The organism is Methylobacterium sp. 37f (genome assembly GCF_023093475.1).
GTDB lineage: Bacteria > Pseudomonadota > Alphaproteobacteria > Rhizobiales > Beijerinckiaceae > Methylobacterium.
The window spans coordinates 1-10,684 of record NZ_JAGHKN010000069.1 but is presented as its reverse complement, the minus strand read 5'-3'; the positions used below and the strand labels follow the sequence as shown (position 1 = coordinate 10,684).

At 71.7% G+C, this 10,684-nt stretch carries 10 protein-coding genes; 5 read left to right on the top strand and 5 right to left on the bottom strand.

The features are described from left to right. Positions 1-75: 75 nt before the first annotated feature. Together J7U37_RS24305 and J7U37_RS24300 are read right to left on the bottom strand one after the other, a co-directional pair. Positions 76-1,212 carry a hypothetical protein gene (locus J7U37_RS24305; protein ID WP_156633854.1) on the bottom strand — a complete coding sequence of 379 codons (1,137 nt, stop codon included), beginning with the start codon at positions 1,210-1,212 and terminating at the stop codon, positions 76-78. Beyond that, the gene (locus tag J7U37_RS24300) at positions 1,209-2,117 is read right to left on the bottom strand and encodes a LysR family transcriptional regulator (protein WP_056180971.1); all 909 of its coding nucleotides are present in this window, start codon (positions 2,115-2,117) and stop codon (positions 1,209-1,211) included. Before J7U37_RS24300 ends, J7U37_RS24305 begins: the two co-directional genes overlap by 4 nt. Before the next feature lie 149 nt (positions 2,118-2,266). Here J7U37_RS24300 and J7U37_RS24295 point away from each other — a divergent pair, with 149 nt between their 5' ends. From J7U37_RS24295 to J7U37_RS24275, 5 genes are all read left to right on the top strand, one after another. Continuing rightward, positions 2,267-3,226, top strand: a complete 960-nt coding sequence (locus J7U37_RS24295; RefSeq protein ID WP_247637401.1) for an NrtA/SsuA/CpmA family ABC transporter substrate-binding protein — start codon at positions 2,267-2,269, stop codon at positions 3,224-3,226. Positions 3,227-3,291: 65 nt separating this feature from the next. Further along, entirely contained in the window at positions 3,292-4,092 is an 801-nt protein-coding gene (locus J7U37_RS24290; RefSeq protein WP_244477062.1) for an ABC transporter permease, read from the top strand. Beyond that, positions 4,085-4,864: an ABC transporter ATP-binding protein gene (locus tag J7U37_RS24285; RefSeq protein ID WP_056180968.1), complete on the top strand. Its 780-nt coding sequence runs from the start codon at positions 4,085-4,087 to the stop codon at positions 4,862-4,864. Before J7U37_RS24290 ends, J7U37_RS24285 begins: the two co-directional genes overlap by 8 nt. A gap of 52 nt (positions 4,865-4,916) precedes the next feature. Next, on the top strand, positions 4,917-5,891 hold the full coding sequence (locus J7U37_RS24280) for a polysaccharide deacetylase family protein (protein ID WP_247637400.1): 975 nt from the start codon (positions 4,917-4,919) through the stop codon (positions 5,889-5,891). Continuing rightward, positions 5,881-6,735: an alpha/beta hydrolase gene (locus J7U37_RS24275; protein WP_348773020.1), complete on the top strand. Its 855-nt coding sequence runs from the start codon at positions 5,881-5,883 to the stop codon at positions 6,733-6,735. Before J7U37_RS24280 ends, J7U37_RS24275 begins: the two co-directional genes overlap by 11 nt. Positions 6,736-6,778: 43 nt before the next feature. Here the strand turns inward: J7U37_RS24275 and J7U37_RS24270 are convergent, their stop codons facing one another. From J7U37_RS24270 to J7U37_RS24260, 3 genes are all read right to left on the bottom strand, one after another. Then, positions 6,779-8,128, bottom strand: a complete 1,350-nt coding sequence (locus J7U37_RS24270) for an HlyD family type I secretion periplasmic adaptor subunit (protein ID WP_247637403.1) — start codon at positions 8,126-8,128, stop codon at positions 6,779-6,781. Then, complete coding sequence (locus tag J7U37_RS24265; RefSeq protein WP_348773019.1) at positions 8,128-9,867, bottom strand: type I secretion system permease/ATPase; 1,740 nt, start codon at positions 9,865-9,867, stop codon at positions 8,128-8,130. The genes J7U37_RS24270 and J7U37_RS24265 overlap by 1 nt, the downstream gene beginning before the upstream one ends. A gap of 598 nt (positions 9,868-10,465) precedes the next feature. Then, the coding region (locus tag J7U37_RS24260) for a hypothetical protein (protein WP_247637399.1) at positions 10,466-10,684 on the bottom strand (219 nt) is incomplete at its 5' end.

Below are 10,684 nucleotides of genomic sequence, written 5' to 3'. Positions count from 1 at the left end.
CCCGAGACCCATCAGCAGGCACCGTCGCGCCGACCGCCACCGCCAGGGCGAAACCGTGATGGGCCAAGATCGCGTTCAGGCATCCCGGCGTGCGGGCCGCCGCCACAGCGCGCGCCCGAGGAGAAGCCCGAGGCGACGGCAGAACAGGGCGAGCCCGACGCACCAGGCGAGGCCCGCCAGGAGGGCGTTCGCCAGGGCCGCGAGCCCGGTGGCCAGTGCCAGCGCCCCACGCCCGAGGAGCGCCAGGGCGGCGCGGGTGCGGGGTCCCAGCCGCTCGCTGAGGCGGACCGCGCGGGCCACATCGGTCGGATCGCGGGCGAGACCGAGCACCTGCAGCACGCCGCGCTGGCCGGTCCGGCGCCCGAGCACGACGGCATCACCGGCCAGGGTCGTCAGGCGCGCCACCGTACCGGGCCGGATGGCGAGACCGGCGGCGGCCCGCGCGCCGATGAGGTCCAGGCGGGACGAGGCGGCGACCGCGCGGGCCACGGCCTCGCGATCGAGGCCGGCGCGCAACGTGCGGCCGAGGCTCGCGGCGAGCGCCGGTGAGAGCCGGCCGCCGCGCCGTGCGACCTTCAGCACGGTCATGCCCGCACGCGGACCCGCCCCGGCCCCGGCCGTCCAGGTGGCGACGGTGAGCGGCAGGCCCACCAGGGCCATGCCGAGGAGAAGCGGATCGTAGGGCTCGGCACGAGCGTAGCGCGTTCCCTCGCGCAGGAGGTCGCGGACGTCGCCGAGGCCGGTGACGTCGGCGGCGAGCGATCCCGCGAGACCCGCCGCTCCCTCCGCCTCGCCCGAGACCGCGCCGGTGGCGAAATCCCGCGCCGCGCGCGCCACCCGTCCCTGCGCCAGGGCCTCGACGCGCAGGCGCCGATCCGGATCGACGGGGAGGCCGCGGGCATCGGCCAGAGCCAGGAAGCTCAGCGCCAGATCCTCGTCCTCGGCCGCGAGGGCGGCATCGAGCCCCGCTGCCAGGCGCTGCGGCGTGGCCGCCCGTTCCAGGCGGATCTCCGCCAGGGTGCCGGGATCGTCGGCCGCCGCGAGAAGGCGGCCCGCGAGGACAGCGGGTGCGAGCACCGGCGCCGCCGCGACCGCCAGGGCCGCGCCGGTCGCCAGGAGGCCGATCCAGCCCGCCGCTGCCCGTCGTCCGCGCGCCGCAGCGTTCATCGAGACGACACCGTCGCGCAGGCGCATCCCCGCCTCCGCCGTCACGCGGCCTCCAGGCCATAGCGCTGGTGCAGGCTGCTGGCGAAGCGGTCGGCGAACTTGGCCGTCGCCACCGGCAGGGTGCGACCGCGCAACTGTCCCAGGATCAGCGTCATCGGGGCGAGGTCGCGGGCGTCGATGGGGCGGAAGCGCAGGCGCGGATCGTCGGGGATGCCGCTCGGCACCTGCAGGCTGACCGCGTCCTCGCGCAGGACGAGGTTGCGCAGGAATTCCAGCGAGCTCGACTCGATGACGGGCGTCAGCGGCGTGCCGCGGCGGGCCAGCGCGTCGTCGAGGTGGTGGCGGATGGCGAGCGACCGGTCCGGCAGGGCCATCGGGTGGGCGAGGCAGTCCCGCAGGCGCACCGGCCCGGCCTCGGCGGCCAGGGGATGCCCGGCCCGGACCAGGGCGCACAGGGTCTGGCGGCAGGAGAACAGCACCTGCATGTCGGCGGAGGGCGGCGGCTGCAGCACCAGGGCGAGATCCGCCTCGAACTGCGCCAGCGCCGCCACCGCCTGGACGTGGTCGCGCACCTGCACGGTGAAGGTCACCTGCGGGAATTGCGCCCGGTAGGCCTCGACCTCGTCCGGGACCACGTGGTTGACGAAGGCCTGGCTGCAGGCCAACGCCACGTGGCCGCGCCGGACTCCCGACAGGTCGGCGATCTGCGAGCGCACCCGGTCGAGGTCGGCGCGCTGGTCGCGGATGTGGCGCACCAGCAATTCGCCGGCGGCGTTCAGGCGCATGCCCTGCGCCACCCGCTCGAAGATCGGCGTGCCGAGCTCGTACTCGATGTCCTGGATCTGCCGGGTCAGGGCGGAGGGCGTGATGTTGAGCCGTTCGGCCGCCCGGCGGATCGCGCCGTGCCGGGCCACCTCGGCCACGTAGGTGAGAATGCGCAAGTGCTTCATCGCGGGAGCCCGACCGTCACGCCACCCTGTTGCCCGACCGGCAACGGGGCAGTCAAGAAACAGCACTCGCGTGCAACAGGCGACAGCCCTAGCCTCGACCCACGAGATTTGAGCCTCGGCACACGAGACGTGCCTTCCGGAGCCCTGCCATGATCCGCCGTCGCACCCTCCTGGCCGGCCTCGGCGCTGGCATCCTGGCCGCGCCCCTCGGCCTCCCCCGCCCGGCCCGCGCGCAAGGCCCGACGGTGATCCGGATGGGCTCCCTGAAGCTGATCCACTCGATCGCACCGCACTTCTACGAGCAGTTCACTCCGACCGGGTACAAGGTCGAGGTCGTGCCGTTCGAGAGCCCCACCGAGTGCAAGAACGCGGTGGTGACGAAGTCGGTGGATTTCGGGACCTTCGGCATCGCGGCCGGCACCCTCGGGGCGGCGGCGGGCGAGCCCCTCGTCATCATCGCCTCCACCTGCAACCGCGGCATGGCGATCATCGCCAAGAAGGATGCAGGTATCGCCACCCTCAAGGACCTGAAGGGTCGCCGCGTCGCCCTCTGGCCCGGCTCGACCCAGGAGGTCTTCGCCCTGGAGCGCCTGCGCCAGGAGGGGATGAGCGTGAAGGACATCACGCCGGTGCGGATCTCGTTCTCGGAGATGCACATCGCGCTGGCACGCGGCGACATCGACGCCTATGTGGGCGCCGAGCCGGCCCCCGGCGTGAGCCTCGCCAGCGGCATCGGCACCCTCGTCGAGTATCCCTACGGCACCGAGATGGGCGCCCTCAACATGGTGTTCGGCGCCCATGCCGACACCACGGCGCAGCGGCCCGAGATCGTCCGCACCATGCTGGAGATCCACCGCAAGGCCACGGAGTTCGCGCAGGGCAACCGCGAGGCGATGATCGCCATGGCGGTGGCCAAGCTCGGCCAGAAGCGCGAGGCGCTGGAACTCTCCGCCCCGAACGTCGAGCTGAAGTGGAAGCTGGGCGAGACCGAGATCGCCCAGGCCAAGGTCTATGCCGACCGCATGCTGGCCCTGAAGCAGATCAAGCGCCTGCCCGATTTTTCGACCTTCATCGACACCCGCTTCGTCGACGCGATGAGGGACGCGTGAGCCCGGCACAGGCCGCCGTCGCGGCGGCCCCCGTGCCGGAGGCGGCGCCCCGTCCGCGCCCCACGCTGACTTGGAGCCGCTTACCCTGGGGGCGCCTGCGCGAGGCCGCCCTGGCGGTCGCCATCCCGGCCGTGCTGGTGGTGGTCTGGCATGTCCTGACCACCGGCCGGGCCTATAGCCTGATCCCGCCGCCCGCCGAGGTGTGGACGGCGCTGGTCGACCTCGCCGTGGGGGGCATCAACGACGACGCCTTCAGCGCCACCCTGCTCACGCATCTCGGCGCCTCGCTGTCGCGGGTCTATGGCGGCTTCGCCCTGGCGGTGTTGTTCGCGCTGCCGCTGGGTCTCCTCATCGGGCGGGTGCCGCTGATGCGCCAGCTGCTCGATCCGACGTTCCAGATCCTGCGGCCGGTGCCCGTCACCGCCTGGCTGCCGCTGGCCATGATCCTGTTCGGCCTCGGGCCGCGCTCGGCCTACTTCCTGGTCTTCCTCGGGGCGTTCTACCCCATCCTCGTCAACACCATCTTCGGGGTGCGCTCGGTGGAGCCACGGCTGTTCGAGGCGGCCGCGATGCTCGGCTGCCGGGGCTCGGCCCAGTTCGCCCGGGTGGTGCTGCCCGCCGCCCTGCCGTCGATCTTCACGGGGCTGCGCCTCGGCCTCGGCTTCGCCTGGGTGGTGATCGTGGTCGGCGAGATGACCGGTGTGCAGACCGGCCTCGGTGCCATCATCATGGAGGCGCGCCAGCTCTCCCGCACCGAGATCGTCATCTGCGGCATGATCGTCATCGGCGTCGCGGGCTTCCTGTCGGACCGGATCGTCATGGGGATCGGCCGCCGTCTCCTCGCCTGGAGTCCTTCTCATGGGTGATCCGACCCTCCCGATCCTCGAGATCCGCGACGTCGGAAAGACCTTCGCGGTCCAGGGCAAGACCGTCACGGCCCTGAAGGGCGCCAACCTCACGGTGAAGCGCGGCGAGTTCGTCTGCCTGCTCGGCGCCTCGGGTTGCGGCAAGTCCACCCTGCTCCGCATCACGGCGGGCTTCGAGTCCGCCACCTCCGGCGAGGCCCTGATGTGGGGCAAGCCCATCGCGGGCCCCGATTCCTCGCGCGGCATGGTGTTCCAGGATTACGGCCTGTTCCCCTGGCTCTCGGTCCGCGACAACATCGGCTTCGGTCCGAAATCGCGCGGGCGTCCGGCGGCCGAGATCCGCGACACGGTGGCCCGCTACATCGACCTCGTCGGCCTCGGTGCCTTCGCGGACGCGCATCCCCACCAGCTCTCGGGGGGCATGAAGCAGCGCGTCGCCATCGCCCGCGTCCTCGCCAACGAGGCGGAGGTGGTGCTGATGGACGAGCCGTTCGGGGCCCTCGATGCCATGACCCGCGAGCGCCTGCAGGACGAACTCCTCGACCTGTGGCGTCGCACCGGGCTCACCGTGCTCTTCGTCACCCACGCCATCGAGGAAGCGATCTTCCTCGCCGACCGCGTGGTGGTGATGTCACCGAGCCCCGGCCGCATCGACGCCGTCCACGACATCACCCTGCCCCGCCGCCGCGACGTTTCGAGCCCGGCCTTCAACGACGTGCGCCGGATGCTCTCGGCCCAGCTTCACAGCCACCACGGCCGCGTGGCGGCGTGAGGGGCGGTCGTGACGGGTCGTCTCTCCTTCAGACGAAGGGGGACGCGCCTCTTTGGAACGGGCCGCCGCCGCGACCCAGCGTTTCATCGCCATCGCCGCATCGCCGCCCATGACCGAACCCGATATCTCCGATTCCCGCCGCCCCGAGCATCGCCTCGCCTACCGGGCCGCCATCGACCGCCCCCGCCTCGCCCTGCCGGGGGGGAAGCACGTGGCGATCTGGCCGGTGGTGAATGTCGAGCACTGGCTCATCGACAACCCGATGCCGCGCCAGATCCTGGTGGCGCCGACGGGCGCGCCGCTGCTGCCCGATCTCGCCAACTGGGGCTGGCACGAATACGGGATGCGGGTCGGGTTCTGGCGCGTCCTCGCGGCCTTCGCGGCGCGGGGCCTGCGCCCGACCCTGTCGATCAACGGCTCGGTCTGCGGGACCTATCCCCGCGTGGCGGAAGCCGCCCATGCCGCCGGCTGGGAGTTCATGGGGCACGGCTTCCACCAGGTGCCGACCCACCGGATCGCGGACGAGCCCGCGATGATCGCCCGCACCCTCGCGGCGATCCGGGCCGTGACGGGCGCCAACCCGCGCGGCTGGCTCGGCCCCGGCCTCACCGAGACCCTCGACACCCCGGACCACCTCGCCGCCGCCGGCCTCGACTATGTCGGCGACTGGGTGGTGGACGACCGGCCCAGCCGCATCACGACGGCCACGAAGCCCCTCATCGCCCTGCCCTATTCGGTGGAACTGAACGACATCCCCCTGCTGGCGATCCAGCACCATCGCGCCGACGAGTTCGTGGCGCGGGCGCTGGCCCAGGTCGATCGCCTCGCGGCGGAAGCGGCGGGCGACGGACCGTTGAGCGGCGCGAAGGTCATGAGCTTCGCCATCCACCCCTACATCACCGGGGTGCCTCACCGCATCGGCCTGCTGGAGCGGCTCCTCGAGGCGCTGTGCGCCCGCGACGACCTCTGGTTCGCGCAAGGGGGCGACCTCGTCGATTGGTATCGGGGAACCGGCGATGATGCCTGAGGCGGAGTGGCGCGACCTCGATCGCGCGGCGTTGAGCCGGGCCTACGACAATTCCGCCGCGGTGGCCGACAGCGCCGCCCGTCTCGCGGAATGGCGGGCGCGCAGCGCAGCCTTCCGGGCCCGACCGGGCCACAGCCTCGACCTGCCCTACGATCCGGGCCCGCCCTATGGTGCCGGGCCGCGCAACCGGATCGACCGCTTCGGCTGCGGCCGCCCGGGAGCGCCGCTCCTGGCCTTCATCCATGGCGGCTACTGGCAGCGCAATGCCAAGGAGGGCTTCGCCTGCCTGGCGCAGGGACCGATGGCCCTCGGCCTCGACGTGGCGTTGATCGGCTACACCCTGGCACCCGATGCCTCCCTGACCCGGATCGCGGCCGAGATCCGGTCGGCCCTGCGCACCCTGCGCGCCGGAGACGCGGCGGCCGGTCTCGGGCGCCGGCGCCTCGTGGTCTCAGGCTGGTCGGCGGGCGGACACCTCGCCGCCCTGGCGCTCGACGGGCCCGAGGCCGATGCGGGCCTGGCGATCAGCGGGATCTTCGATCTGGCGCCGATCCGCGGCACCACCCTCGACGAGGCCCTTCGCCTCACGCCCGGGGAGGTCGAGACTCTGTCGCCGATCCGCCGGATGACCCGCCCTGGCGCTCCGCTCGTCCTCGCCTACGGGGCGGACGAGCTGCCCGAGCTCCGGCGCCAGTCACGGGACTATGCCGCCGCCCGTGCCGCGGCGGGTCTCGAGACACGCTGCCTCGCGCTGGAGGGGGCGGATCATTTCTCGATCCTCGAGACCCTGATCGACCCGGAGGGGGCCCTGGCCCGGCTTGCCGCCGAGCTCGCCCACGCGTGAGCCGCGGGCGGATTCGCGCCCCGAGTCTCGGAGGCGCCCGGCGTCAGCGTTCTTTCCACGCCTTGGCGATCTGGTCGGTCAGGGGCTTGGTGAGATAGCTGAGCACGGAACGGTTGCCGAGCTGCATGAAGGTCTCGACCGGCATCCCCGGCACCAGCCGCAGGGGGCCGAGGCGGTCCTTCTGATCCTCGGGCACCCGGATGCGGGCGGTGTAGAAGCTCATCCCGGTCTTCGGATCGGTGGTCACGTCCGCCGAGACGCGGCTCACCACCCCGTCGATCTCCGGGGTGGTGCGCTGATTGAAGGCGGAGAAGCGCAGCACCGCCGGCTGGTCGATGCGGACGTTGTCGATGTCCTGGGGCTGGATCTTGACCTCGACCGCGAGCTGGTCGGCCTCCGGCACGATCAGCATGGCGGCCTCGGAGGGCGTCACCAATCCGCCGATGGTGTGCACCGTCAGCTGGTGGACCGTGCCCGATTGCGGGGCGCGCATGTCGACCCGCTTGAGCTGGTCCTCGGCGGTCACGCGCTTCTCGACGTATTCCGACCACTTGCCGCGAATTTCCGCGAGGTCCTTGCCGGTCTCGGTGCGCATGTCGCCGTCGATCTGCAGGATCTGCAGCTCGGTCTCGGCGATCTTGCCCCGCGCCGAGGCGGTCGCGGCGACGAGCTGTCCGCGCTCGCCGTCGAGGCGGGCGGCGTCGCGCTCCAGGGCGTTGACGCGGGCCAGCGGCACCAGGTTCTTGGCGTAGAGTTCGCGCACGCCCGTGAGCTCGCCGGTGATGAAGCCGACCTCGCGGGCCTTGGCGGCGACCTGCTCGGTCAGGCCCTTGATCTCTTCGCGCAACTGCTGGACGCGCTCGCGCAGCTGCGCCTTCTGGCCCTCGCGGCCCGCCACGCGGGACGTGAACAGCCGGGTCTCTCCCTCGATCAGGCGGGCCACCGCCGGGTCGCTGCCCGCGCGCGCCAGAAGTTCGGGCGGAAAGGTGATCTGCTCGGCTCCGTCGCGCTCGGCCTCGTCGCGGGCGCGTCGTGCCGAGAGCTCGTCGAGCGCCTTGAGGACGATGTCGAGGTTGGCCCGGACCTGGGTCTCGTCGAGGCGGATGAGGATGTCGCCGGCCTGGACCCGCGAGCCCTCGCGCACCCGGAGCTCGCCGACGACACCGCCGGTGGGGTGCTGCACCTTCTTGACGTCGGATTCGACCACGAGCTGGCCCGGCGCGATCACGGCACCGGAGATGGAGGTGAAAGTGGCCCATCCGCCGACGCCGACCACCAGCACCGCGCCCAGGCCGAGGGCGAGGGCGAGGTGGCGGCGGATCGAGCCCTGGGCGGTGGGGCGCGGCGCCGTCAGGGCGGGATGGAGGTCGGTCGGGCTGAGGGCGACGGCCATCATGCACTCTCCTGCAGGGCGCCGGGGGCGGCCCGTGTTTCGACGGGAACCGAGGCCGGGCGCAGCACGCGCTTGAGCACCTCGTCCTTGGGTCCGAAGGCCTGGACCCGGCCCTCGGCCATCATCAGGATCAGGTCGACGGCGCCCAGCGCCGACGGCCGATGGGCGATGACCACGCAGATGCCGCCGCGCCGGCGCACCCCGATGATCGCCTGGGTCAGGGCGTTCTCACCCTCGGCATCGAGATTGGCGTTGGGCTCGTCGAGAATGACCAGGAAGGGATTGCCGTAGAGTGCGCGGGCGAGGCCGACGCGCTGGCGCTGGCCGGCGGAGAGGCCTGCCCCGCCCTCGCCGATGCGGGTGTCGTATCCCTCGGACAGGCGCAGGATCAGGTCGTGCACGCCCGCCGCGCGGGCGGCCGCGATCACCGCCTCGGAGGGGGCCTGCGGATCGAAGCGGGCGATGTTCTCGGCCACCGTGCCGGCGAACAGCTCGACCTCCTGGGGCAGGAAGCCGATATGGGGGCCGAGATCGTCGGCCGTCCACTGGTCGAGGGCGGCGCCGTCGAGCCGGACCTTGCCCCGGAGGGCCGGCCAGACGCCGACCAGGGCGCGCACCAGGCTCGACTTGCCCGAGGCCGAGGGACCGATGATCCCGAGGCCCTGGCCGGCCTGCAGCGCGAAGGTGACGTCCTGAACCACGAGGCGCGGGGTTCCGGGCGGCGCCACGCTGATGCCCTCGACCTGGAGCGAACGGATGGGGGCCGGCAGCGGATGGGGCCTGTCCCCCGCCGGCATGCGGGCGAACAGCTCGGACAGGCGGGCCCAGGACTGGCGGGCCTGGACGAAGCCCTTCCAGTTGGCGATGGCGAGCTCGGCCGGGGCGAGCGCCCGCGCCACCAGGATCGAGGAGGCGATGATGATGCCGGCCGAGGCCTGACCGTTGATGACGAGGTAGGCACCGAGCGCCAGCACGCCGGATTGCAGGGCCATGCGGAAGACCTTGGACCCGGCGCCGTAACCGCCGGCGATGTCCGAGGTGCTCTGCTGGGACAGCATGTAGTCGCGGTTGGCGATCGCCCAGCGGGTGGCGAAGCGTCCCTGCATGCCCATGGCGGCGAGCACTTCGGCGTTGCGGCGTCCGGATTCGGCGAGGCCGTTGCGGCGCAGGCCGTGGCCGGTGGCGGTCTGGGCCGGCTGCTTGGTGGCCCGGTCGGTGAGGAGGCCGAGCATCGCCAGCACGGCCGCGCCGATCAGGGCGGCGACGCCGATCAGCGGATGGAACAGGAAGCAGATCAGCAGGTAGATCGGCATCCAGGGCAGATCGAAGAAGGCGGACGGACCCGACCCGCCGAGGAAGGCCCGCAGGGCATCGAGGTCCCGCAGGGGCAGGAGGCCGTCGCCGGGGGCGGCCCCCTTGAGCGGGGCGCGCACCACGATGTCGAAGACACGCCCGCTCAGGGACTCGTCCAGGGCCGCGCCGATGCGGATGAGCACCCGGGAGCGCAGGGCCTCGAGCAGGCCCTGGAAGACGTAGAGCACCAGCGCCAGCACGCACAGGCCGACCAGGGTCGGCACCGATCGGCTCGGGATGACGCGATCGTAGACTTCGAGCATGAAGAACGAGCCCGTCAGATAGAGCACGTTCACGAGCCCGCTCATGGCGGCCACGCCAATAAAGGCCGTGCGGCACCGCGCCAGGGCCGAGACCAGTTCGGCCGAATCCCGAGACTTCGTCACGATGGGCTTCCTTCTCGGCGGCTCCTGAGCAGCCCGCCCCTTTCGAAAACTGGATTTTGCGCGAACGACCAGGCCGGAGCAAGGCTTCTACCGCTCATGACCGACGCTGTTCAGGCACCCTATTGGTCTGCATTGTGGCGAGGATCAGGTGCGGAGTGGGCCGACGTGAGAATTCGGAAGCCGCATGGGCGGCGCCAGCGCTCGTCGATCAGGATGGCCCCAGGCGCGTGAAGATGCGGTGAATCGGCTCGCCGAAGGGGGCCACGGCTCGGGGGCGCGCCCTTCCCCATCCCGAGAAGAGGGGGACGGTCCGGCGCGCTGGCGGTTCAGGTCGCGTACTACGGCGCGAGCCCTGCCCCCGAGCCCTGCCCCCGAGCCCTCCGGCAGGCTTACAGGAGAGGCGACCGGTGGAGATCTGGCGGTGCGGACTTCGTAGCGTGGACTTCGCGGCCCGGACTTCGCGGCCCGGACTTCGCGGCCCGGACTTGCCAGTGTCAGGACACGCCCCGGATGACGGATCGCCTGCGGCGACGCGCAACCGTCGTAAAAATGTGATGTATGGGTGTTGACGGGCTCGGACACCGTCCGTATACCCCGCTCATCGGCGGCGGCCAGCGGATTTGGCGGCCAGCCGGAGCTTCTTGACAGACTTGCAGATACGGTATTCGGCCAAAAGCCGGAGATATATCGTTTCTGTCTGTTGTTGGTGTTCTTTGACAAGTGAATCTGAGAAAGAGAAGCGTGGGCGGCGATTATTGTCCTTGCGGATCCCTGTAGTGGGGATTGTGAGACGATTGCTGACACGTTTCGAGAGCTC